The 25,471-nt window shown below is 38.5% G+C and carries 20 protein-coding genes and 1 pseudogene; 10 read left to right on the top strand and 11 right to left on the bottom strand.

All coding sequences use genetic code 11. From position 1 onward, the window contains the following. Nucleotides 1–14: 14 nt before the first annotated feature. The 3 genes and pseudogenes from znuC to HDEF_RS12955 all read left to right on the top strand — a co-directional run. Nucleotides 15–761: a zinc ABC transporter ATP-binding protein ZnuC gene (znuC, locus tag HDEF_RS03145; RefSeq protein ID WP_015873212.1), complete on the top strand. Its 747-nt coding sequence runs from the start codon at nt 15–17 to the stop codon at nt 759–761. Beyond that, nucleotides 754–1,542 (top strand): zinc ABC transporter permease subunit ZnuB, encoded by a 789-nt coding sequence (gene znuB, locus HDEF_RS03140; protein ID WP_015873211.1) that lies wholly within the window; start codon nt 754–756, stop codon nt 1,540–1,542. The genes znuC and znuB overlap by 8 nt, the downstream gene beginning before the upstream one ends. A gap of 514 nt (nt 1,543–2,056) precedes the next feature. Then, nucleotides 2,057–2,378 (top strand): annotated as a pseudogene (locus HDEF_RS12955) (winged helix-turn-helix domain-containing protein); the annotation flags it as partial. A gap of 364 nt (nt 2,379–2,742) precedes the next feature. Here the strand turns inward: HDEF_RS12955 and zwf are convergent. The 6 genes from zwf to xthA all read right to left on the bottom strand — a co-directional run bounded on the left by zwf (nt 2,743) and on the right by xthA (nt 11,495). Then, nucleotides 2,743–4,218 (bottom strand): glucose-6-phosphate dehydrogenase, encoded by a 1,476-nt coding sequence (gene zwf, locus HDEF_RS03130; RefSeq protein WP_015873208.1) that lies wholly within the window; start codon nt 4,216–4,218, stop codon nt 2,743–2,745. Between the two features lie 126 nt (nt 4,219–4,344). Further along, on the bottom strand, nt 4,345–6,213 hold the full coding sequence (rpoD, locus tag HDEF_RS03125; RefSeq protein ID WP_086934977.1) for an RNA polymerase sigma factor RpoD: 1,869 nt from the start codon (nt 6,211–6,213) through the stop codon (nt 4,345–4,347). A gap of 118 nt (nt 6,214–6,331) precedes the next feature. Next, nucleotides 6,332–8,089: a DNA primase gene (dnaG, locus tag HDEF_RS03120; RefSeq protein ID WP_015873206.1), complete on the bottom strand. Its 1,758-nt coding sequence runs from the start codon at nt 8,087–8,089 to the stop codon at nt 6,332–6,334. A 193-nt stretch (nt 8,090–8,282) separates the two neighbouring features. After that, nucleotides 8,283–8,498: a 30S ribosomal protein S21 gene (gene rpsU, locus HDEF_RS03115; RefSeq protein WP_015873205.1), complete on the bottom strand. Its 216-nt coding sequence runs from the start codon at nt 8,496–8,498 to the stop codon at nt 8,283–8,285. Nucleotides 8,499–8,790: 292 nt separating this feature from the next. Next, nucleotides 8,791–10,635: a signal peptide peptidase SppA gene (gene sppA, locus HDEF_RS03110; RefSeq protein ID WP_015873204.1), complete on the bottom strand. Its 1,845-nt coding sequence runs from the start codon at nt 10,633–10,635 to the stop codon at nt 8,791–8,793. Between the two features lie 53 nt (nt 10,636–10,688). Beyond that, complete coding sequence (xthA, locus tag HDEF_RS03105) at nt 10,689–11,495, bottom strand: exodeoxyribonuclease III (RefSeq protein ID WP_015873203.1); 807 nt, start codon at nt 11,493–11,495, stop codon at nt 10,689–10,691. A gap of 730 nt (nt 11,496–12,225) precedes the next feature. Here xthA and murJ point away from each other — a divergent pair. After that, nucleotides 12,226–13,761 (top strand): murein biosynthesis integral membrane protein MurJ, encoded by a 1,536-nt coding sequence (murJ, locus tag HDEF_RS03100; protein ID WP_015873202.1) that lies wholly within the window; start codon nt 12,226–12,228, stop codon nt 13,759–13,761. Between the two features lie 6 nt (nt 13,762–13,767). On the opposite strand, the gene argS is transcribed toward murJ, so the two are convergent. Next, nucleotides 13,768–15,498 carry an arginine--tRNA ligase gene (argS, locus tag HDEF_RS03095; protein ID WP_015873201.1) on the bottom strand — a complete coding sequence of 577 codons (1,731 nt, stop codon included), beginning with the start codon at nt 15,496–15,498 and terminating at the stop codon, nt 13,768–13,770. A 610-nt stretch (nt 15,499–16,108) separates the two neighbouring features. On the opposite strand from argS, the gene brnQ reads away from it, so the two are divergent. After that, on the top strand, nt 16,109–17,428 hold the full coding sequence (gene brnQ, locus HDEF_RS03090) for a branched-chain amino acid transport system II carrier protein (RefSeq protein ID WP_015873200.1): 1,320 nt from the start codon (nt 16,109–16,111) through the stop codon (nt 17,426–17,428). A 35-nt stretch (nt 17,429–17,463) separates the two neighbouring features. On the opposite strand, the gene dapB is transcribed toward brnQ, so the two are convergent. Then, nucleotides 17,464–18,285 carry a 4-hydroxy-tetrahydrodipicolinate reductase gene (dapB, locus tag HDEF_RS03085; RefSeq protein ID WP_015873199.1) on the bottom strand — a complete coding sequence of 274 codons (822 nt, stop codon included), beginning with the start codon at nt 18,283–18,285 and terminating at the stop codon, nt 17,464–17,466. 424 nt (nt 18,286–18,709) lie between these two features. Here dapB and HDEF_RS03080 point away from each other — a divergent pair, with 424 nt between their 5' ends. From HDEF_RS03080 to HDEF_RS03060, 5 genes are read left to right on the top strand one after another with little or no spacing between them, the layout of a single operon-like run. Continuing rightward, nucleotides 18,710–19,120 (top strand): hypothetical protein, encoded by a 411-nt coding sequence (locus HDEF_RS03080; protein WP_123875465.1) that lies wholly within the window; start codon nt 18,710–18,712, stop codon nt 19,118–19,120. Then, nucleotides 19,104–19,640 carry a C80 family cysteine peptidase gene (locus tag HDEF_RS03075; RefSeq protein WP_044612256.1) on the top strand — a complete coding sequence of 179 codons (537 nt, stop codon included), beginning with the start codon at nt 19,104–19,106 and terminating at the stop codon, nt 19,638–19,640. Before HDEF_RS03080 ends, HDEF_RS03075 begins: the two co-directional genes overlap by 17 nt. Continuing rightward, nucleotides 19,634–20,425 carry a hypothetical protein gene (locus HDEF_RS03070; RefSeq protein WP_015873197.1) on the top strand — a complete coding sequence of 264 codons (792 nt, stop codon included), beginning with the start codon at nt 19,634–19,636 and terminating at the stop codon, nt 20,423–20,425. The genes HDEF_RS03075 and HDEF_RS03070 overlap by 7 nt, the downstream gene beginning before the upstream one ends. After that, on the top strand, nt 20,412–21,053 hold the full coding sequence (locus HDEF_RS03065) for a hypothetical protein (protein ID WP_015873196.1): 642 nt from the start codon (nt 20,412–20,414) through the stop codon (nt 21,051–21,053). Before HDEF_RS03070 ends, HDEF_RS03065 begins: the two co-directional genes overlap by 14 nt. Then, nucleotides 21,050–21,457, top strand: coding sequence for a hypothetical protein (locus HDEF_RS03060; RefSeq protein ID WP_015873195.1), 408 nt, complete (start codon nt 21,050–21,052; stop codon nt 21,455–21,457). The genes HDEF_RS03065 and HDEF_RS03060 overlap by 4 nt, the downstream gene beginning before the upstream one ends. A gap of 804 nt (nt 21,458–22,261) precedes the next feature. On the opposite strand, the gene HDEF_RS03055 is transcribed toward HDEF_RS03060, so the two are convergent. The 3 genes from HDEF_RS03055 to groL form a co-directional block, all read right to left on the bottom strand. After that, the gene (locus tag HDEF_RS03055) at nt 22,262–22,912 is read right to left on the bottom strand and encodes a hypothetical protein (protein WP_015873193.1); all 651 of its coding nucleotides are present in this window, start codon (nt 22,910–22,912) and stop codon (nt 22,262–22,264) included. A 9-nt stretch (nt 22,913–22,921) separates the two neighbouring features. Continuing rightward, nucleotides 22,922–23,167, bottom strand: coding sequence for a hypothetical protein (locus HDEF_RS03050; protein WP_044612255.1), 246 nt, complete (start codon nt 23,165–23,167; stop codon nt 22,922–22,924). 593 nt (nt 23,168–23,760) lie between these two features. Beyond that, a complete protein-coding gene (groL, locus tag HDEF_RS03045) occupies nt 23,761–25,419 on the bottom strand; it encodes a chaperonin GroEL (RefSeq protein WP_015873191.1) in 1,659 nt (552 codons plus the stop codon). Nucleotides 25,420–25,471: the final 52 nt, after the last annotated feature.

The raw sequence follows: 25,471 nt of genomic DNA, 5'->3' as shown, positions 1-25,471 counted from the left end.
CAAAATCAAATCATATGTCTTCATTAATCACTTTAAATAAAGTATCAGTTTTTTTTGGCGCAAAAAAAGTTTTATCAGACATTTCTTTTTCTCTCTATTCAGGAAAGATACTCACTTTAATCGGCCCTAACGGCGCAGGTAAATCTACTCTTGTACGTATTATATTAGGTTTGATTTCTCCAACCGAAGGAAGCGTGATCCGTCAATCTCATCTGCAAATAGGCTATGTTCCTCAAAAATTACATTTAGATCCGAATTTGCCTTTAACAGTAAAACGTTTTATGAGCTTAAAACCAAAAATAAAATTAGAGCATGTTTTATCTGCGTTGGAACGCGTTAAATCTTTGCACTTATTGAATGAACCTATGCAAAAATTATCGGGAGGAGAAAATCAAAGGATATTGCTGGCTAGAGCGCTTCTTAATAAACCCGCAATTTTGGTATTGGATGAGCCCACTCAAGGGGTCGATTCTAATGGTCAGTTGGCCCTATATGACTTAATAGAAAAGTTAAGAAATGAACTCAATTGTGCGGTTCTGATGGTCTCTCACGATTTGCATTTAGTGATGGCGCAAACAAACGAAGTCCTCTGCCTTAACCAACATATCTGCTGTTTTGGTGTCCCCAAAATGATTTCTGTGCATCCGGAATTTATCGCGATGTTTGGCAATTCGGGGGTTGAGCGTCTGGCCCTCTATCGTCATCATCATGATGCAAAAGAAGAAAAAAAATCGCCACACTGGCACTCAACTCATGATTGAATTACTTTTTCCTGGCTGGCTGGCTGGCATATTACTGGCCACTGCCGCAGGGCCGTTAGGCTCTTTTATCATTTGGCGACGCATGTCTTATTTTGGCGATACTCTCGCTCATGCTTCTTTATTGGGTGTCGCTTTCGGGTTGTTACTTAATGTTAATCTGTTTTATGCAGTGATTTTTATTACCTTATTATTGGCGTGCTTGCTTGTGTGGTTAGAGGGGCAATATCAACTCCCTGTGGATACTTTGTTGGGTATTTTAGCACACAGTGCTTTATCTCTTGGTTTGGTCATTGTCAGTTTAATGTCCAATGTCAGAATAGATCTCATGGCGTACTTATTTGGAGATTTATTATCCGTGACAATCGCTGATATTCTTTTAATTGCATCTGGAGTCATGCTCGTATTATTGTTATTACTTTGGAAGTGGCGTCAACTGCTTTCAATCACAATCAGTGCCGAGTTAGCTTATGTAGAAGGCATTAATTTAAAAAAAAATCAAATGCTTTTGATGTTCCTTGTGAGTCTGACCATTGCCCTTTCCATGAAATTTGTGGGTGTCTTGATCATCAGCTCGTTGTTAATTATCCCTTCTGCGACCGCTCGTCGTTTTGCTCACACACCTGAACAAATGGCAGGCACAGGTATTATAGTAGGTGTTTTAGCTGTGACCGGCGGGTTGGCTTTATCTGCTTTTTATGACACCCCTGCTGGCCCTTCTGTTGTGCTCTGTGCCACAGTAATGTTTTTACTGAGTTTATTAAAAAAATCCCAAAATCTTTGATGGTTTTTTATTTTATTTAAAAAAGCATTTATTGAGCGATAAAAATAAAATTTTTAATAAAAAACAAATTTTTTACAAAATTTAACTATTTTTTATTGATTTTTTATCTTCAATAATACATATCTAACCCTTAAAATAAAAAATATATTAATTTTATGTAATTAATTTTAATAAAAATATAAATAATAAAAATATAAAAAAATCTTAATTTAAGAAAAAAAAGAAAATGAAATAAAAAATGAGCTTTAATAATAATTAATAATTTATATTCTAATATTTATATTAAAATTGGCTTGTTATAAATAATTAATACATGAGATAATCTTTATTAGAATTTTTAAATAAAAATTAATTAATAATTAATCAGATTCTAAAATTTAGTTAATAAAATAAGAGAGCCGCCATTTTTATTTTTTAAATAATTTTAATGGATGCGAAAAGGTGTTTAAATATGAAAATATTTATTACCTATAATATAAAAAATCCATATAACAGAAAATAGGTATTCATTCATATGGAGACAAGTGAGATCGCATTTAAGTTAGAAGGGAGCGTTCTTTTTCCTCCTTCAGAACGCTGTTTATATGGTGCGGATGGTTCAGTGGCGATATTAACTGAAAATAATTTAAGATTTTTATTATTGCTTCTTAATGGTGTTACAGAAAAAGAAGAAATTATTAATCAGGTCTGGAAAGAACAAAGAGGAGCAGTCAGTGAGAGCAGTTATTACGGTCAACTGTATATGTTGAGAAAAGCATTTCTACAGGTAGGATTAAAAGAGTCTCTTATTCGCACCATTCCTAGAAAAGGAGTACAATACACTGGTAACGTCACTCGAATCCTTTGGTCTGATCATTGTGAAAAAATAGAAGAAAAAAATCATATTGAAATAAAAAACAATACTCAAAAAGAAAAAAAAATCATTATGAAATAACTCAACAATATTTGATGAAAAAAAATTTCACGCAAGGAAAACAAAATTATTTTTTCAATTCAAAATGGCAGAAATTAATTTCTATATTAGCCATTTTTGGAATTTGTTGGTTATCTTTTTTATTGATGTTAATTTTAATTATTCTTTTAAAATAAAGATAAAAAACAACATTTGATTTAAATCAAAAATATTTATAAAAATAAACATTTTTTACTTTAAAATTTAACTATCATTTAAAATAGTAAAAACAAAAAAGGTTACTCAAATTATTTATTAAACTCATGCCATATATATCCCTCTTTTTTTATCATTTCTATAGATGCCTCTGGGCCCCAAGTGCCCGCGGCGTAAAATTTTGGTGTGAGATATTCTGTTTCCCAAGCCTGTACGATAGAATCAACCCATTTCCAGGCCTCCTCAACTTCATCTCTACGAACAAAGAGAGACTGGATCCCTCGCATGGCTTCCAATAAAAGACGCTCATATGCATCTGGAATTTGTTGATTAAAAGTTTCAAAAAAACTCAAATCGAGCTTGGTCATTTGTAATCGATGCTTATGATTTAAGCCTGGTACTTTATTGAGTACCTGAATTTCTATCCCTTCATCAGGCTGCAAACGAATAATCAATTTATTTTGTGGGAGCGACTGATAAGAATGATGAAATAAATTCACAGGGGGAGGTTTAAAGTAAATCACCACTTCAGAACATTTTTCTTTCAAGCGTTTCCCTGTGCGCAAATAAAAAGGAACACCCGCCCAACGCCAATTATCGATATCTACACGAATAGAAACAAAAGTTTCAGTATTGCTGTTTTTGTTTGCACCCGTTTCTTCTAAATACCCTGGTACGTTTTTGCCATGAATAAAACCTGAAGTATATTGCCCCCGTACCGTATTTTTTTTTACATTCGATGCATTAATAGGGCGTAATGATCTCAGAACTTTCACTTTTTCGTCACGAATACGGTCGGTTGTGAGATCGACGGGCGGTGCCATAGCAATCATGGCTAACACTTGCAACAAGTGGCTTTGCACCATGTCTCTCATTTGTCCTACATTATCAAAATAACCCCATCGCCCTTCAATCCCGACTTTTTCCGCGACGGTAATTTGCACCTGATCAACAGTCCGGTTATCCCAATTTGCAGAAAAAAAAGAATTCGAAAAACGCAGTGCCAACAAATTTAGCACGGGCTCTTTCCCTAAATAATGATCAATACGATAGACCTGTGATTCATCAAAATATGTCGCCACTTGATCATTAATCGCTCTAGATGAACTCAAATTGGTGCCTAAGGGTTTTTCCATCACAACTCTAGTGGGCTTATTATTGAGCTTCGCTTGTGCCAATCCTTTACAAATGGATCCAAAAGTGTCAGGAGGCATTGCGAGATAATTGAGAGTGATCCGGTTTTTTTGGTCCAACATCATTTTTAAACGCACAAAATGGTCGTTTTCTCTCACATCTAAAGTGCAAAAATCAAGACGGGATTGAAATTTTTGCCAAAGGGGGTTTTCCAAATCCTTTATTAAAAAGGTGTGCAAGGATTCTTTGACAAATTCTGAGTAAGTATTTTTGTCCCAATCAGCGCGCCCCACACCTATGATACGAGTGTCTGGATGAAGGTAATTTGCTTTTTCGAGTTGATAAAGAGAAGGAAGAAGTTTTCGACGCGCTAAATCACCTTTCGCACCAAAAATCACAAGATCACAGGCTTGAGCGGCTTTATTGACAGCCATATTTGTTTCCTTTAGAGACACTATGACGACTGAATAAAAAAATAAAAAAATAAAAACAAAGATATCATGTTTGAGGTGACCGTCACCGTAGCGCTTGGTTTTGTCAGAACCAAAGCGAGTTGATGATCAATCGTCCAAGAAACTTTTTAATACATCTGAACGACTTGGGTGGCGTAATTTACGCAATGCTTTTGCTTCAATTTGACGAATACGCTCACGTGTGACATCAAACTGTTTACCCACTTCTTCTAAAGTATGGTCGGTGTTCATGTCGATACCAAAACGCATTCGTAATACTTTTGCTTCACGAGCCGTCAAACCTGCGAGTACATCGTTGGTGGCCAAACGCAAGCTTTCTGACGTCGCTGAATCCAAAGGCAGCTCTAGTGTTGTATCTTCAATAAAGTCTCCCAAATGTGAATCATCATCGTCACCAATCGGGGTTTCCATAGAAATAGGCTCTTTGGCTATTTTTAAAACTTTTCGGATTTTTTCTTCAGGCATCAACATGCGTTCTGCTAATTCTTCCGGTGCGGGCTCTCTGCCCATTTCTTGCAGCATTTGACGAGAAACACGATTGAGTTTGTTGATGGTCTCAATCATATGCACTGGAATACGGATGGTACGAGCCTGATCTGCAATCGAACGCGTGATGGCCTGACGTATCCACCAAGTGGCATAAGTTGAGAATTTGTAACCGCGACGGTATTCAAATTTATCGACGGCTTTCATCAAACCAATATTGCCTTCCTGGATCAAATCTAAAAATTGTAGGCCCCGATTCGTGTATTTTTTAGCAATAGAAATGACCAACCGTAAGTTGGCCTCAACCATTTCTTTTTTCGCCCGACGCGCCTTGGCCTCACCTATCGCCATACGACGATTAATATCCTTGACCTGCTCAATAGATAAACCGGTTTCTTCTTCTATTTGTCGTAATTTTTGCACGTTACTTTGAACGTCTTCCAATACATCATTGAGTTTTTCTACCCAAGGTTTTTTCATCGCTAATGCCGTTTTGAGCCAGCTATTGTTGGTTTCGTTATTCAAAAATAATTCTATGAAATTTTTCTTGGGCATTTTGCATTGTTCAACACAAAGCTTAAGAATCAATCGCTCTTGAACTCGCACTCGATCCATCATGGATCGCATACTGCTCACCAAATAATCAAATTGTTTTGGTACTAAACTGAACTGTTTAAAAATTTCCGCCAGCTTTAAAATTTCAGTGGCAGTGGTCAGATGATGCCGGCCCTTTTGCTTTATCGCTGTGCGAGTGCTTTCATATTGTGCCCGTAATTCAGAAAATTTTTGCTGTGCTAACTCAGGATCAATGCTGTTATCGTCCTCAACTTCGCTTGTGTCAGAGTCCTCTTCGTCATCAATTTCTGCATCTGAAAGCTCAGAGCCAACATGAATGGCACCAGGAAGTACGTTTTCCTGAATGTTAGGATCAACAAAACCATTGATTAAATCCGATAATCGGAGGGCGCCCAGCTCAACACGATCATATTGCTCTAACAAATAAGTGATGGCTTCGGGATATTCAGCCACCGAACATTGCACTTGATGAATGCCTTCTTCGATGCGTTTAGCAATGTCAATTTCACCTTCTCGTGTCAGTAATTCAACGGTGCCCATTTCACGCATATACATGCGCACAGGATCAGTGGTACGCCCAATTTCGGATTCAACACTCGAAAGCACCTGTGTGGCTGCTTCGACAGCATCATCATGAGTTTCTCCTGTATTTTCCGCCAGCATTAAATCATCTGCATCTGGGGCTTGTTCTACGACCTGTATGCCCATGTCGTTAATCATTTGAATGATGTCTTCAATTTGATCAGAATCAACAATATCTTCTGGCAGATGATCATTGACTTCCGCATAGGTCAAGTAACCCTGCTCTTTACCGCGGGCAATAAGTAATTTGAGTTGTGACTGTGGGTTTTGTTCCATAAGGCTGTCCACACTGGTATCTGGGTTGGTATTCATCGGCAAAAAATAGCCAACAATCGTTTTTTGGGCTGATATTTATCGCCGCTGCCCAAAAAAAAGCGGCCATGATAGAGTGGGTTCTCCTTGTTTATTGCCAATGAAGCTTTTTGATGCCTCATTTTTTTTTACTGAGGGTTTCTGTAATCAAACGAACTTCTTGTCGTTCCGATGTGTTTAAACCTAAAGGCGCCCTCGCTCGAGCAATAAGTATTTCTAATCTTTGTTGCAAAATCGAATCAAAGAGATGATTTAAAGCATCTGTAAAAATGATTTGTATCATTTTCTCTTCTTTAAACTCCATGTCTCCCCAAGCAGAGAGTTGTTCTAGCTGTTTTTGGCATTCCTTGCCGCGGTAAAGCTCCAGCAAGTGTGCTGTATTCAAACCAGGACATGCAAGACAATGCTCTAATAGCTCAATAAAAAGCGGTAATCCCGCGATGCGTGCCTGTTGAATATCTTCCAAGGAAGGCACCATTTTCGCTAAGCGTGGATTTTGTATCAGTAATGCAATCAATACACGCATCGTAGTGGGCTTTAATTGTTTCGAAGAAGGCATCTTGCTCACTCCCTTTTTGGGCAGTAATCTATCTAACAGATGATCTTCCAAGATGCCTAATTTTTTACCTAATTCTTGCCTTAAATAAAGCCGTAGTGTTTCTCCTGGTACTTGATTAATTAAAGGTAAAGCTAATGAACTCAATTTTGCGCGTCCTTCCGGGCGATTAAGTTCAATACCGAGCATCACGGTATCAAATAAAAACGCTGAAAAAGACTGAGCCTGTTCAATTCGCTGTTCAAACGCCACTTTCCCTTCTGAGCGAAGTAAGGTATCTGGATCTTCGCCTTCAGGTAAGAAGATAAAACGCAATTGGCGACCGTCATTCAGATAAGGTAATGCGGTTTCGAGAACACGCCATGCCGCTTTTCGACCTGCTTTATCTCCATCATAACAACAAACAATTTGATCGGTGGTTCGAAACATTAACTGAATATGTTCTTCAGTGGTGGCAGTGCCCAAAGAAGCGACGGCATAACGAATACCAAACTGCGCTAAAGTCAGCACATCCATATAACCTTCTACCACTAATAATAGCTTAAGATCAGATTGGCTGAGTTTTGCCTCATATAATCCATAGAGTTGGCGACCTTTATGAAAAATATCTGTTTCAGGTGAATTCAGATACTTTGGCATCTCTTGGTTTATAACACGGCCCCCAAAAGCGATCACGTTCCCTCTTTTGTCACGAATAGGGAACGTAATTCGTTCACGAAATCGATCGTAAATTCGCCCGTTATCACTGGTCACCAGCATCCCCGCGTCTTTTAGCTCAGACGTATTTTCATGGCCAAAATGATCCAGCAAATTACTCCAGCCCGGTAAAGCGAATCCTATAGAAAAAAGCTCAATGGTAGAGTCATTCAATCCACGTTGGGCTAAATAATGTCGCGCTTTATAAGCGGCCGGATCTTTCAGAGACTTTTGATAAAACGCATTGAGCTTTTCCATCCACTGATACAAATTGTACCTTTGATGACGGCGTTGTTGCACCTGTTCTTTTAAGGCATCCGTTTTTTCACTCGGCACTTCTAAACCATGAATTGAGGCCAATTCTTCAATACTTTCAACAAATTCGAGGCGTTCAAATTTCATTAAAAAATCGATCACATTACCGTGTGCTCCACAGCCAAAACAATGATAAAACTGCTTTTCATCGTTCACACTAAATGAAGGCGTTTTTTCATGATGAAAAGGGCAGCAGGCATAAAAATTTTTCCCTTTTTTTTTCAGAGGTAACCGCGCGTCTATCAGAGCAGCTATATCAGTGCGTGTTAACAAGTCATTGATAAATTTACGAGGAATTCGTCTAACCATAAGCGTTTAGTCGCCTGTAAAAAACGCGAAAAAGCTGCGCATTTTTGATTTAAAATGCACAGCCTAAATTCAATATCATTTTGTCTTGATTCGATCGATATCCAGGTTCATGAAAGCGAACACCTAACTCTGCATCAAATCTCAATATTATTGATCAGAAAAACGGAACGTGATGACGAATAAAACTTTAATCTTAATAAAGTCGAGTACGGCGGGCGTTTTCTCTGGCTAATTTCTTAGCATGACGTTTTATAGCAGAAGCACGAGCACGTTTACGTTCAGTGGTAGGTTTTTCATAAGACTCACGACGACGAACCTCAGCTAAAATACCTGCTTTTTCGCAAGAACGTTTAAATCGGCGAAGAGCGACATCAAAAGGTTCATTTTCACGTACTTTAATTATAGGCATATGCCTTTTACCCCAAAATCAACATTAAACTGACTTTACACCGGCTCCTGTGCCAGCATTCTTAAAAATAGTGCGGAATTCTACTGCAAAGACCGCTTTCTTGTAAAGCAGCGCCTTGTTCTTACTTTTATTTCCTAAGTTCCTGCCTACTGGTGATTGCGCTTTTCGGTGACTGTGGTGCGCTCTATTATCTCTGATTAAAAAAGTCTTAAAGGAAACTGTGCCGGCATCACAGATGGTCAAAAAACAACTTGAGCATTTATTTGAACCATCGGCAATCTATTTTAAAGATCTAATTAACCTCGCTACAATTTAGACAGATGGCATAACGATTTAATGGATCTTTTAAAGACTGAACAAAATCAGGAGAATGTCGATTGAATATGCTCACGATATCAGACAGCGGCGACTGCATTTTAAAAGCAAAAGGCAGAGCCGCATTTATCTGATCAAATAACATATCTCTGAAGTTAAGTTGATCACCAAACTGATAGAGTTGATAATTTTTTAGATTTGCTAATTCTGCCGCTTTTTCAACAGCGTCATCAAAATCACCGAGCTGGTCTATCAAACCATTATTTTTAGCATCCAAACCCGTCCAAACACGACCTTGAGCAATAGAGTCAATCTGCTTAGGATCTTGATGTCGAGCTGCTGCGACCAATTTAACAAAAGTTTTATAGCCATTCTCAACATTCATTTGCATGATTTTAGAAAATTCAGGCGATAAATTTTTGGTGATAGAAATATCAGATAAGGGCGAGGTACTAACGCCATCAGTTGAAACCCCAATGCTTTTTAACGAATTTTCAAAGGTATTGATCACACCAAAAATGCCAATAGAGCCAGTCAGAGTGCTTGGGCTGGCAATAATATAATCCGCAGGGGTAGAGATCCAATATCCCCCAGAAGCGCCCAATCCGCCCATCGAAACCACCAGCGGTTTTTTAGCTTCGTGCAATGTGGCTAATTCAGAGCGAATCAATTCTGAAGCTGAAACACTGCCACCGGGGCTGTTCACACGTAAAATCACCGCTTTAATTTTGGGGTTTAAACGTGCTTGACGAATTTCGTAGGCAGCATCCTCTCCGCCTACGTTATTTGGTGTTTTAAGACCGTCTGTAATCATGCCATTCACAAAAATAACGGCTATCTGATGGTCATTTTTTGTGGGGTCTATTTTAAGTTTAAGATTATACTCATAAATGCTAATAAAATTAAAATCTTCATTTTTTTGATCCCATCCAAAAACACGAACCAATTCTTTTTCGACTTCTGAACGAGAAGCTAATTGATCGACCCATTTGTTATTCAAAGCATACTGAGCGGTATTTCCACCGTTGGCTTCTAATCGACTCAATAACTCTGGGATTGCAGGGAAAAATTGTTCCGCCGTTAAATGACGATTTTTCGCCACAACTTCAAGATAATTTCGCCATAACTGATGAATCCAACGTTGATCTGCCTCTCGGGCATCAGGCGACATATCATCGCGCATAAAGGGTTCAACCGCAGATTTATAAGTCCCTACACGAAAAATATGACTGTTGATCTTTAGCTTATCTATAAGAGATTTATAGTAAAGCTGATGAGTTGCAAACCCGTGTATATCTACTGTTCCTTGGGGGCTTAAATAAATTTTATTGGCGAAGCTGGCAAGATAATATTGTTCCTGAGTATAGCTATCACCTATCGCATAGATGGGCTTTCCTGTCTCTCGAAATTCGAGAAGCGCCTTCCCAATATATTGTAAAGACGGTTGATCGATCGCGATTAAATGACTTAATGATAATACTAAGCCGTTGATATTATTATCGACTTTGGCTTGACGCAACATGTCTACGATATCAAACAGAGAATTTTCTTGAAGCTTATTTTTGTCCCGTTCTAATAATTTTTTGCTCCACTGGCGAAAAAGAGTATTGGTAGCGGGTTTATCTTGTACAACACCCGTTAAATCAACCAATAGTGCCCCTTTTACCGGCTCAAGGGGTTTATTTTGAAAATGGAGATAGGTCATCACTCCAATTATAATCAATAACAAAAAGCATAAATTTAGAACCAATACTCGCATAAAATTAATTGACCGCCATATCCAGCGAATAAAACCGCCCATGAATTGCCATACAGTACGCATTTATTTTCCTCAAAAATACAATCAGTTAGTTACAAAACCGTAATTTGCTTTCATCACAACTTAAATTCAGACCAAACAGGAGCATGATCAGACGGTTTTTCCATTCCACGGATCTCATAATCAATACCACTGTTAATAGCCAAGCGCGCTAAAGGGACGCTTGCCAGTAATAAATCAATGCGAAGCCCTCTATTTTCATCAAAACCTTTTGAACGATAATCAAACCACGAATATTGATGTTCATAGTCAGGGTAAGCAACTCGAAAGAGATCAATTAATCCCCAGGATTGAAGATGTTCAAACCAAGCACGTTCTTCTGGTAAAAAAGCACATTTACCGCTGCTCAACCAACGTTTTCGATTTTGTTCGCCAATGCCAATATCTCCATCGGTGGGGCAAATATTAAAATCTCCCATGATCAGCACATGTGATTGAACAGAAAAATGCTGTGTTAAATAGCGATGTAAATCTTCATAAAAACGGGCTTTGGCAGGAAATTTCGTGGGATGCAAACGACTTTCACCTTGCGGAAAATATCCATTGATCACAGTGATTGTGCCTTGAGGGGTTTTCAAATCGGCCATAATAATACGGCGTTGCGCATCTTCTTGATCTGTTGGAAAACCTCGCCGGATCGCTAAAGGCGAATCTTTAGTGAGTAATGCCACACCATAATGACCTTTTTGTCCATGATAAAAAACATGATAGCCATGACGACGAACTTCCTCCAGAGGGAACATATCGTCATGGACTTTTGTTTCCTGCAAACCAATGAGGTGCGGATCATGTTTTTCAATAATAGCAGCGAGTTGATGAGGGTGCGCCCTCAGCCCATTTATATTAAAAGAAACAAATTTCACTTTAGGATCCACTTTGAGTCAAAAACAGGCCGGTATGCTAACAGTCAATCGAGAGTGAAAAAAGACGGAGAAGCCGCATTTTTGATCGGCTTTGATCGGCATATACCCTGTTCAACTGAATGTATGGATCTTTAATGAAAAATGCACCTCATTTTTCATTAAAATAATGATTTTAAACAGAGTTTAGCCATCTCATTTTTTGGTCATATTCCCATGGTTCTTTACGGTTACTCTTAGGGCAAATTACCGGGATAAACCCTTCTCAATTGCAAGCACCCGCGTTTCATCGCTCTTATAAGCCTTATACTCAATATAAAATACAAAACAAATTTGACGAGCAATACTCTTATCTATAAATTGCCCTTTATGAAAAGTATCATTGTCCAGGTCCAGCGTTTAAATTTTGCCATGCAATCCAAAAACTTCAGTCAGACTACCTTAGAAAAGGCATCAAGAGTTTTTCAGCCCACTATTTTCAATTGCAAATTAAATAAAGATGCCTCAAAAGGTTCTAAAAAATTGTAGACATTTCCCATGTAAAAGTGAATCCTGATTCGCTTGCGCGATATGTAGGATACACGGGGCATGTTTTCAATATGTTGAACGAGTGTTAGAAATATTCATTTCTTTTAATTAATGTTCCAGCGATTTTGTCATGCATCTCTTCAGATAGCGACGTTATCGATAAAGCGATACAAACTTATTCTTGAAATGACATGTTTGGCCCTATATGAATCTATTAAAATCGCTGGCAACCGTCAGTTCCATGACCTTTTTTTCTCGGATATTAGGATTTACTCGTGATGCAATCGTTGCTAAAACATTCGGTGCAGGGGTGGCGACCGATGCGTTTTTCGTTGCTTTTAAATTACCGAATCTGTTAAGGCGTATTTTTGCTGAAGGGGCTTTTTCTCAAGCCTTTGTGCCGATTTTAGCAGAATATAAAAATCAAAAAGGAGAAGAGGCCACACGCACCTTTGTCGCTTACATTTCAGGCTTGCTAAGCTTGGTCTTAATCGTGATCACCGCATTAGGTATACTTGTCGCACCTTGGATTATTTACGTCACGGCGCCGGGTTTTTGTGATACACCCGATAAATTTGCCTTAACTTCTTCTTTACTACGTATTACCTTTCCTTATATTTTTTTGATTTCGTTGGCTTCTTTGGCGGGAGGATTACTCAATACCTGGAATCATTTTTCGATTCCTGCTTTTACGCCTACCCTCCTCAATATCAGCATGATAGGGTTTGCTTTATTTGCTGCTCCTTATTTTGATCCGCCTATATTGGCATTGGCTTGCGGGGTGTTGTTGGGAGGGGTCCTCCAGCTATTTTATCAATTGCCTTATTTGAAAAAAATCGGGATGCTCGTCTTACCCCGTATTGATTTAAAACATGCTGGAAGTTGGCGAGTGATGAAACAAATGTGCCCTGCTATTTTAGGGGTCTGCGTCAGTCAAATTTCTTTGATCATCAATACTATTTATGCTTCTTTTTTGGTCTCAGGTTCTGTTTCCTGGATGTATTATGCGGATCGTTTGATGGAATTTCCCGCGGGGATATTAGGCGCCGCATTAGGTACCATTTTATTACCTTCCCTTGCGAAAAGTTTTGCAAATGGCGAGATACTTGAATATTCCAGACTGATTGATACGGGTCTTCGGCTGTGTTTTTTATTGGCTTTGCCTGCAGCTTTTGCCTTAATCATCATTGCCAAACCTTTGACCCTGTCCTTATTTCAATATGGCAAATTCACCGCTTTTGACGCAGAAATGACACAAAGAGCGTTAATTGCCTATTCGATTGGTTTGCCAGGATTGATTATGATCAAAGTATTAGCCCCCGGATTTTATTCGCGCCAAGATATTAAAACGCCCGTGAAGATAGCGTTGCTCACATTATTCATGACTCAAATAATGAATCTGATCTTCATTGGTCCTTTAAAACACGCAGGTTTATCCCTCTCTATTAGTTTGGCTGCCTGCCTAAACGCCGCATTACTCTATTGGCAATTACGCAAAAAAAATATTTTTCAATCACAAAGCGGTTGGTGCCCATTTATCGCAAAATTATTGATGGCAGTTTCTGTGATGTGTTTAGTTTTGTTCGGACTCCTATCGATCATGCCCCCTTGGGATTTAGGAGGAATGGCCTACAGATTGTTCCGTTTGTCAGGTATTGTGATTGCAGGGGCCATCTCTTATTTTGCTGTTTTATTGATTTTAGGGGTCAGACTCAGACATTTTTTTCAGAGATTACATTAAACTTCCTTACATTCTCTCGACCGTCTCAATACCTAAATTCTTTAGCCCCAGCTTAAGAGTTTTTGCGGTCAGCCAGGCTAATTTTAATCGGCTCTGACGAATCTGTTCATTTTTGGCATTAAGAATAGGGCAATGCTCATAAAAAATAGAAAATCGGGTGGCTAAATCATAAAGATACGAACACATCAAATGAGGCGTACCATCCCGAGCCACAGTGCTGATCATTTCTTCAAACTGTAATAAAAGAATGGCCAAACTCCTTTCTTTTTCCTCTTGAATGATGACAGGCGACATGATCTTTTTTTCATCCAAGCCTGATTTTTTAAATAATGATGTCACGCGGCTATATGCATATTGAATATAGGGGGCTGTATTGCCTTCAAATGACAACATACGATCCCAATCAAAAATATAATCAGTGGTTCGATTTTTTGATAAATCCGCATATTTAACCGCCCCTATCGCCACAGCTTGAATCAGGTTATTTAAATCGGTTTCATTCAAATCTGGATTTTTCCCCCTAATTAATTGCCCTGCACGCTCTACTGCTTCATCCAGCAAATCTGATAATTTGACGGTGCCACCTGTACGAGTTTTAAAAGGCTTGCCATCTTTTCCAAGCATCATGCCGAACATATGATGCTCCAATGAAACAGATTCAGGCACATAACCTGCAAGGCGCGTAATTGTCCAAACTTGGGCTAAATGTTGATTCTGACGAGAATCGATATAATACAGAATACGGTCTGCCTTTAAGGTTTCACACCGATATTTGACACAAGCAATATCGGTGGTCGCATAAAGATAGCCCCCATCTTTTTTTTGAATCACCACGCCCATCGGCTCGCCGATTTTATTTTGATATTCTTCAAGGAAAACCAACACAGAACCTTGATCTTTGACCGCAACGCCTTTGGCGATCAAATCTTCAACAATATTCGGCAACATATCGTTATAGAGGCTTTCGCCCATCATATCCTCAGGGGTCAGAGTCACTTTGAGCCGTTCGTAAGATAGGTGATTTTGTGTCATTGTGATATCGACCAGTTTTCGCCACATCTCACGACAATAAGGATCCCCGCTCTGTAGTTTGACGACATAATCCCGCGCGCGTTGAGCAAAAATCTCATCCTCATCATAATGTTTTTTTGCTTCGCGATAAAAATGTTCTAAATCTGATAACACCATTTCTAGCGCGTGATCATGTTGAATTTTTTCTAGATAAGCTATCAGCATGCCAAACTGAGTTCCCCAATCACCGATATGATTAGCTCGAATAACATGATGGCCAAGAAAAGACAGAGTGCGCGCCATGGCATCGCCAATAATGGTTGAACGTAAATGACCGACATGCATTTCTTTGGCGACATTAGGCGCTGAGTAATCGATCACAATTCTTTGGGGTGTCACCGGAGTCAGTCCTAATTTTGGCCCGATAAAAACCGACTCTATTTTTTGAGAGATCCATTGCTCATTCAAAAAAATATTGATGAAACCTGGCCCTGCGATCTCTACTTTTTTCGCGATATCCGAAAGGTCTAGATGCTCAAGCACTCTTTCTGCTAATTCTCGGGGTGGGATTCGTTGTTTTTTGGCGGCGGACATCACACCATTGGCCTGATAATCCCCAAATTGGGCTTTAGTTGAAGGATGCAGCTGAGCATCGCTGTCATCAGGCGCACCGGCCATTATCAGGGCATGACGTATTCTGTCTGATAAAAATAGTTGAATATTCAAGAGATAAGCCTTAATACGAGGTTATTGAGTCGCCCTATTTTAACAAAAATACTTTACAAAATCATGAATGATATCCTGAACATTGACTTTTTATAAAATTGAGACTCACTTTTTTATGTTAATGAAAATTAATATGATTAAAATTTAAAAAAATAATATTAATATTATAAAATTTATTATCATTCAGAAATGAACATTCCATTTTATAAAATATGAATATATTTTTATTCTTTTAACTAAAACGATTAATTTATTTTTTCATTTAAGTTTGATCTAATGAATAAAAATATTTTACTGATTATTTATATTGATTAATATTTCATCATTTTAATAAAAAATGAGTATATTTTTATTGATTTTTTATTTTAAAATCTCTTTATGCTAAAAATGAATCATATTTATTTATCTGTTTTATTCATTTAAATTTAAATAGATAACAATAATCTATTTTATAAAAATAAAAAACTTTACATATCATAAAAATAATTATATTACTTAAAAAGTTGTTATAAATTTATATCATTTTCAATGAACTGGAAAAATGGCTAATGAAATTTTTCTACCGGATTAATTGACTAAATAACACAATAAATTAGGTGAAAAAATAAATATGAATAATCGCTTATCATTCAGAGATATTTTGGCATTGGGTTTTATGACTTTTGCCTTGTTTGTCGGAGCCGGTAATATCATCTATCCCCCTATAATAGGGTTACAATCCGGCGAACACTTATTGCTTGCAGCAGCAGGATTTTTAATAACATCTGTGGGTTTACCTGTCATTACTGTTGTGGCATTAGCACGTGTTGGAGGGGGAATTGATAGCCTCAGTGCCCCGATAGGTCGAAAAGCAGGTCTGATTTTGGCTACAGCGTGTTATTTATGTGTGGGGCCCTTGTTTGCCACTCCCCGTACTGCCACTGTTTCTTTTGAAGTTGGTATTGCTCCTCTCACCGGCGACGGCGCACTGCCCTTGCTGATTTATAGTATCATTTACTTCGGGTTGGTGGTTTTGATTTCATTATACCCTGGCCGTTTGTTAGACAGTGTTGGGCATATCCTGGCTCCGTTAAAAATCTTGGCTTTGAGCATTCTTGGCATCTCTGCCTGTTTGTGGTCTTCGGGTTCTACGATCCCTGCCAGTGAAATTTATCAGAAAATTCCCTTTTCAACGGGTTTTGTGAATGGCTATTTAACCATGGATACTCTTGGAGCTCTGGTATTTGGGATTGTGATTGTGAATACAGCTCGTTCTCGTGGCATTGTTTCTCCAGCGTTACTAACGCGCTATACCATTTATGCCGGTTTGATTTGTGGTATTGGGCTGACATTAATTTATATGAGTTTGTTTAAATTAGGCTCTGACAGCGGTGTTTTAATTCCAAATGCTCAAAATGGTGCCGTCATTTTACACGCTTATGTTCAACATACCTTTGGTGATTTAGGAAGTATTTTTTTGGCGGGGCTGATTTTCATTGCCTGTATGATCACTGCGATTGGTTTAACCTGCGCCTGTGCTGAATTTTTCAGTCAATTTTTGCCTTTTTCTTATCGCACTTTGATTTTTATATTAGGTCTTTTTTCAATGCTGGTTTCAAATTTGGGATTAAGCCATCTTATTTATTTTTCGGTTCCCGTACTGACAGCCATTTATCCTCCTTGCATTGTATTAGTATTATTAAGTTTCACCTTGAATTGGTGGCGTAATCAAACGATTATCGTTTCTTCAGTGATGCTGATGAGTTTGATTTTTGGTATTTTTGATGGCTTTAAAGCTTCAGTTTTCTCAGATCTCTTACCTTCCTGGATTAAATATTTTCCCTTAACAAAAGAAGGACTCGCTTGGTTACCGCCTTCTATCATCATTTTTCTTATCGTTGCAATCTATGATCGCATTTTTTCTAGAGAGCAAAAAATAGTTTCATCTTAAATATATTCTCCTCGCCTTTTAAAAGGCGAGGAGCTTTAAAATTCATTAAAATCAAGTACGTCATTCATATCAAAAACCCCTTTTTGATTTTTTTTAGCAAGCCAAAGCGCGGCTCTGACAGCCCCATTTGCAAAATTGATTCTACTGGTTGCTTTATGAGTCATTTCAAAACTTTCTCCTACACCGGCAAATAACACGGTATGTTCCCCAACAATATCACCCGCTCGAATAGTAGAAAAATGAATTTTACCTAATGCTCTCTCATTTAAGGAAGCGGTCAGATCAAAAATAGCCTCTTTTTGTAAATCTTTTCCTAACGCTTTTGCAATCTTTTCCCCCATTGCTAAGGCCGTACCAGAGGGAGCATCTTTTTTATAACGATGATGTGCTTCAATAATTTCAATATCTGAATGATCCCCTATCATGGCCGCCGTTTTTTCTAAAAGTTGTAGCATCAGATTGACTCCGATACTAAAGTTTGCTGAAAATACGATCCCTATCTTTTTTGCTGCTTTTTTGATCTCTTCTTTACCGAATTCATCAAAACCTGTCGTGCCAATAATCATGGATTTTTGGTGCTTGCAGCAAAAGGCTAAGTGAGACAGCGTCGCCTGTGGAGAGGTAAAATCAATCATAATGTCAAAAGCATCAGATATGGCTTCTAAATCATCACTAAACACAACCTTGATTGAACCGATACCCGCAAATTCGCCAGCGTCAGTGTTAATAAGTGGAGATTTCTTGCGTACTAAGGCGGCGACAAGGCGTGCTGTTTGAGATTGATGGACCGCCTGAATTAATTGCAAACCCATACGCCCTGAGGCACCCACAATAGCCATCCGCACTTTTTTTGTCATAAGGATCCTTTTTTATTTAAAAAATAAATTCATAACGAAATAGCGAAAAAATTTATGAAAGATATGACAGGATTTTACTTTTTTGTGAATGATTTTTTAAAATTTGAACTGTCAAAGTCTAGGCTTGAGCTGACGTTATGGATCAAATTTCTCAAAAAGCCCAGATAAATATAGTGCTCACATCTTTTAAAGCGCTTTTTCTAATTTGGTTAGAATAGAATAAGCTTCCTCAACATTTTAAAAATGAAGATTCATTAATAAAGAAAAATATTTATTCATTTTTAATCAAAATGAATGTGATTTATAGATTTACTTATAAAAAAGCACGGAGAGTACGAAAAAAATAGATTACACTAAAGACCACGATATTTGTGGCAATATCGAATAATATGTTCGGGCAGACGAACAACAGGTCAATAAATCTTTGCGTTCAGTGACATCCGGCAATATTGACATAAATTTAAAAACTAAATCTGAAACGAATTTTTCTGTTCATGGTTTTTTGAAAGAGATAAAGCAACAACCAGACGCCAGTGAGTTCATCGTATTTAGTACAATCACAGTAACATCATCAGGGTATGAACTACTATCTTCAAAGTGCAGTCGTGTTATCGACCTAGGTGTACAATCTGCTTCTGTTGCACGTAAACACGCCGAAGATTGGCTTTCTGGTTATTTAGAAGCAAACTCAGATATTAACGCTAGGCAAAAAGTCATACTTGTCTTCGATAAAACAGTGCCAAAGTATAACCTCTTTACTGGTCAGCTTCCCTCGCACGTTTTGGTCTCCCCCTCTACAGATCTCACTGTTGCTGGCTATGAAGACTCTGAATGAACGCCATCACCAAACGTTGGGCGACCACCAAGCGCAAGCCTTGTCGAATCACCTCAGCCTGTTGAATAAAAAACTCAAAGCAAGTCATGGCATCGATACGACACCGGACTATATCAGCTTGGTGGGGTGTTCGTTGGCAGACAAGGACGGCGAGGGCTCTAAGAGCTATGTCCAGCAGTTGGGAGAAGCCCTCCATCAGAAAGCAGGGTGGCGTCTGGAGATGGGGGCCCGTCAGCTCCCGGTGAGCGTGAATGAGGAAGGCAGAAAAATGTCGGTCGTGAAGGGAGCCAATCGCCCTGTTTCGGATAAGTCAGATAAAATCGTATTTAATTGGGCGCCTCAGAATGAATTCGTGCCCAAAAACAGTCTCACTGCCCGTGTGAATCGGGTATTGACCCTGATGGACAGTCTGGCCTTGGGTAAGCAAACGATTGGCCGTTCGATGAACAACAACGGCGTGATGCGGCTGATTTTTTCCATCATTCGGACGGTCAGTTCGATTTCATACGTTTCATGTTGACTGTGAAAATGCTCCGGCGCTATCGCGTATGGGCGAATGAGGCCCTTCAATTGCTACAATTGGGTGACGCCCATAGGCAATTAGAGCCCCTCAGTGGCCAGGAGGCGCTGATAAAGAGTCAAGGTGGCATGTCACGCAGTCTGACCTTGGCGAATTGGCAAAATTTGGGCCGCATCCTGCACAATCAACAGTTCAAAATCACATATCAATTCAGCCCCCAGTCGCTGTTTATCGATGATAACAGCGCGTACGCTTCGGAAATGGCGCAAGGCCTGGGTTTTTTTGCTTGGTTGCAAGCGCATCAGTCGAGTGAGGAGGGAACCGCGCGATTTTTTAAAGGGATCCTCACCCAGGCTGTGCTGAATGAAAATCAGGCCATGGGGCCGATATCCGAGCTGGACACCCAGCAGCTGCAGCAATTTCGGGAACATTTTCACAATATCATGATCTCAAACTCTGCCGAGCACCTCGACCTCTTTGAGCCTATCCTATTGATGGAACATTTTGAAGTGGTCGATTATATGATGAAAAAAGGGGGCAAGACATGGATGCTTTCTGTGTGTCAAGAGGCTTCGTCTAGGCAACCGACGGTATATTTGTATGAGCCGAATTTGGAAGAAATCCGTATCAGTGATGACAAGGTCAGGGCCATCAAACACTCTAATCTATCCATCATGTCTGCAGACGATCATTTATCAAGGGCAACGTACCGTATGATAAGCCTGTCAGATTTGTCGACTTCTATGGGCCATCCCCCCCAAGTTTTACCGAGTGAACCTCAGTAAGGCTCAAAACCAGCTTCCTGCGTTGGGGCAGTTTCAAAAATTATTGACAAATTTTGAGCCTGAGGTGGACCGGTTAGCGGCGGTCGGTGACATTCCGTTGGGCAAAGTGGCGCTACCTGCGAAGACATTACATAAGATGGGTGCCAGAGTCGAGGGCAAGCCCTTTTCTATGAAGCATCTTGCAAAAGGCAACTTAGCCCAAATTCTGCGGTTTGATGCCAGCAAATTAGCGCAATATATTCAGAAGGCTGATTACAGTGATGTCATCACGCAACAGGCGGTGCGCTTTTTGAAACAACAACCTGAGTTCAAACGCAATCGCGCTGATTTGCTAGCAGGCGGGGATACGGCGACGCAAAAAGCGGCGGTACATCAACTGAACGCGATTGACCAACATGTCCAACGGATTTCCCCCATGGAATCGACACTGGACATCCAGCCGGCCCTTTGGCGTGAGTTAAAAAGTGTGCCGGTGACAGACCGTTGGGCCGGTCTCAATCGGGTCGGCGGTCGAGTTGGTCTGGGCGGCATGCAAGGATACGTTTATCTTCGGGGTCTGCGTGATATCAAACGCGCTATCGAGCGTCTACAAAAACACGATTTAAGCCAAGAAGAGAAGAAAGAGTGAATGCTGAATTGGATTGGGCCATCGCCTCTTCTGCCTCGCACCTGGCGATTGATGCCGCCCAATATGGGTTAGGTCGATATGCCAGTCGTTTAGCGCAAAAAGGGATGAAAGTGAATTTTAAACTGATACGTTTGGGAGGGCCCTTATTAGGCGGATTATCTTCTGTTTTCGACATACGTCAAGTTTACCAAGCGTTGGTTGACAGTGAGTATGAATACTATCAATCCCATTTTGACAATGATAGAGACGACAAAACCGATGAGGATATCCTGATCACGGAGCCTAACCGACATCACGCTCGCCTGTTGGGTCAATTTGTGGACGAAAACGGAGCACCATTGACAAAGTTTTTTGATGAAGAAAGCCCCAAGCGGCCCTTCCCACAGGGCGCTGGGAGATTTTAACGGCGATGGCCGTCTGGATATCGATTACTTCAACCCAAAGGGATTATTTCTCTTATTGTCGGATGACGCCTTGGTCTGTCACCTTTCGATGAGGTTCAGCACCTACACATCACACATGAGGTTGTTCAGTCCTTTGGTACTCTACTATTGATGTAATATTTTCATCATTATATGTCACTATACTAATAGCTTTAGGAATACTAATGGCTTCATTAATAGAAGATTTCTGTTCATGAGTTTTACTATAAGTTAAGTCCCATTCAGAAAAAGATATTTTTTCTCCTAAATCTAAATAATAAAATGAGTAAACATTTAATTTATTGACACGATTCTCCTTCCAAAAAAGTTCAAACCATTCTTTTATTTTATTCTTCCCTTTTAAAGAAATTCCGTCGGGTTAAATAATGTGACACTCCTCATCTAACGCCGAAAGAAATTGTTCTAAATTATTTTTTTTAAAGCCTTCCATATAATCGTCAAGCAATTTTTTTGCGCCCGATTTATCCATAAAAAATCTCCTTATGACATGATTAAAAAATCAACTAATTGAAACTTGAAAAGTTTAGTAAAAAACTTTGTGATTCAATTAAAACCAAACTCTTTGGTCAGATTTTGTACATTAATTGTAATCAGGATAATAAAATTTAATGTTTGAGTGTAAGATACACAGAAACAATCACTCGCAAAAATGATTCTCTCCGATCATAACGATGACGGAGGTCCAAATCTTGTTTTTGAGTGGCTGCAAGAGAATTAAATTTCAGGGTGCTTTTTTAATTCATTTTTAACCGTTTTTCCAGTGTTTTAAATAGCCCATATAGAGCGAAAATCACTGAGGGTAATCATGTTATTTTCTATACAAAGTTTATCTATTTTTTGATTGATTTCATTATTATACAGTTTTAATAAGGTGGATATTTGAGCATCATTTTGAGGATTACTAATTTCTTCACTAAGTAAATTTTTCATTTTATTAACAAATTTGCCTCCCCTCTTCGAATCAAGAGCTGAATTAAAATCGAATTGAATTTCAATGTTTCTACATTTTTTTTCAATTTCTAAACAAAATTTTTCGCCGGCATTCCAATTGAAATCAGGTCCATTTTCGACATAATCCCTCTTTCCTTCAAAAAAAGTCGAAGCGAATATTGCAGAGACGAGTTCATTTCTAAGATTTACATCAGTTTCTGCTTTATTTATTTTAGAATTTATTTCAGAAAATAAACGACACGCTTGAAGACGGTTAATAATAGAATCTACCCTTCTTATGCTTTGTAAGTTATTTACATAACGAACAGTCGCACCAGTAACACAATTTTTAGAAGATTCTTTATTATTATAATTTTGACGAAATTCCTCGCTTTTCTGTATCGTTTCGTTTTCTGTCAGATTTTTTCTCTCTTTTGTCATATTCTCAAGCTCATGTTTTTCTGCTAATTTTAATAATTTTTTCAAACATTTCGCTTATTTTAAAATTTTCATCACTTGATCTTCAGTGTTTTTTGTTCCTTTACTTAAAAAATTCTCATCTAAAATATTAAATTTTTCTACTAATTTATTACATTGTTTATTAATTTTAGCTGTACTTTTGTTGTTTACTGAAATTAATTCCATATAATATGCTGTTGGTTTAGTAATTATATTTGTTATGTTTTTTATTTTTGTGTTTGTACGATTAATAAAGTTTATGCTGTGCGATAATATTGTCATAAGTATCCTATGTGTCATTCATTTTAAATAACTTCATTTAAATATTTCAAATAAAAATAATTTGATTTAAATCAAAAATTTTTATGACATAAATATATACTTTGTAAAAATAAAAAAATTCAAAAAAACGCTCATTAAATAGTTTTAAGAAACGAACAAATGAAATTTTCAAGACTAATAAAATATACACTACAGCCCTAATTAACTAGGTTGTATTAAATTAATAGGTAGCATCAGCTAAAATGGTGTTTTTTTTATCAAGATGACCGCTCTTTGAGTGGGCTAACTCAGGCAATGAGTGCATTACATCAGTTCATCAGATTTGAAGGGAGTTTAAGAAAGGGAAGTGATTGAAAAATTAAAAAAACACTGAATTTTCTAATTTTAAACAAAACAACAGGTCATAATAAAATTTAGCTGATTGTTAAATAAAATTAAAAATCATTTATATATTTGATATTAAATGAACTATTTTTTTAAACCTCATCTTTTTTTAAAAAATGCGGCTTTTTTCATAAGAAAGGTTATAGCTCAATGAGCTATAACCAAGGCATTCATGCAACAGATTGACTATGTATGTGATGCTTTTTGTATTACATCATACCATTCATTCCGCCCATTCCGCCCATTCCGCCAGAACCCATATCGGAGGCTTTTTCTTCTTTCGGTAAATCAGTGACCATGCATTCAGTCGTTATCATTAATCCTGCGATAGAAGCGGCATATTGCAATGCAGAACGTGTCACTTTGGTAGGATCTAAAATTCCCATCTCAATCATGTCACCATAAGCTTCTGTTTGTGCATTATAGCCGTAATTATCATTTCCTTTGTTTTCTTTGACTTTATTAGCAATCACAGAGGCTTCTTCGCCAGCATTGACCACAATCTGACGCAGAGGAGATTCCATGGCCCGAAGAGCAACACGAATACCCACATTTTGATCTTCGTTATCCCCTTTCAAGCTAGAATTTGCAATTTTAGAAGCGACGCGGATCAAAGCAACACCGCCGCCTGGAACAACCCCTTCTTCTACTGCTGCTCTTGTTGCTTGTAAGGCATCTTCCACACGAGCTTTTTTCTCTTTCATCGCAATTTCAGTCGGAGCGCCCACTTTTATAACAGCGACTCCCCCTGACAATTTAGCAACACGCTCTTGCAGTTTTTCTTTATCATAATCAGAAGTCGCATTTTCAATCTGTTTCCTGATATTTTGAACACGAGCCTCGATCCTGGATTTTTCACCTGCTCCATCAATAATAGTGGTTGCATCTTTAGTAATGACGACACGTTTTGCCTTGCCCAGATTTTCTTGGGTTGCTTTTTCTAAAGAATCCCCTGTTTCTTCTGAAATCACATGACCGTGAGTTAATACTGCAATATCCTGTAGCATCTCTTTGCGGCGATCTCCAAAACCGGGGGCTTTGACAGCAGCTACTTTGACGATGCCTCTCATCGTATTGACCACCAAGGTGGCCAGAGCTTCACCTTCAACGTCTTCTGCGATAATGAGTAATGGTTTTCCTTCTTTTGCCACCACTTCTAATATGGATAACATGTCTCTGATGTTAGAGATTTTTTTATCAACTAATAAGATGTAAGGGTTGTCAAATTCAATAGAGCTGCTTTCTTGCTTGTTAATAAAATAAGGAGAAAGATAACCGCGATCAAACTGCATTCCTTCCACAACGATGAGGCCGTCTTCCAGGCCAGAGGCTTCTTCAACAGTGATCACGCCTTCGTTAGTAACCCTCTTCATTGCGTCTGAAATTAATGTACCTACTTTTTCATCTGCATTGGCAGAGATGGTGCCTACCTGTGCAATTTCTTTAGAATCTTTGCAAGGTTTAGATAACTTTTTCAGTTCTTCAACAGCGGCGTCTACTGCTTTATCAATACCGCGCTTAAGATCCATAGGGTTCATCCCCGCTGCCACTGCTTTTAACCCTTCGGTCACAATAGATTGTGCTAATACGGTTGCTGTAGTGGTACCGTCTCCTGCCGCGTCGTTTGCTTTCGAAGCGACTTCTTTAAGCATTTGAGCACCCATGTTTTCAAATTTATCTTCTAGCTCAATGTCACGGGCTACAGAAACACCGTCTTTAGTAATAGAAGGGGCTCCATAAGATTTATCTAACACCACATTCCGACCTTTGGGGCCTAAAGTCACTTTTACTGCATTAGCGAGAATGTTGACACCCTTTAACATTTTTTTTCGGGCGTCATTACCAAATTTTAAGTCTTTAGCTGCCATTTTTACTTTCCTTAAATTTGTTGTGGTTCTAAAAATTTATTGACGGATGCGT

Origin of the sequence: Candidatus Hamiltonella defensa 5AT (Acyrthosiphon pisum), assembly GCF_000021705.1 — a bacterium.
In the GTDB taxonomy this organism is placed as follows: domain Bacteria; phylum Pseudomonadota; class Gammaproteobacteria; order Enterobacterales; family Enterobacteriaceae; genus Hamiltonella; species Hamiltonella defendens.
Note: the sequence above shows the minus strand (reverse complement) of the source record. Positions and strands in the feature narration are given on the sequence as shown.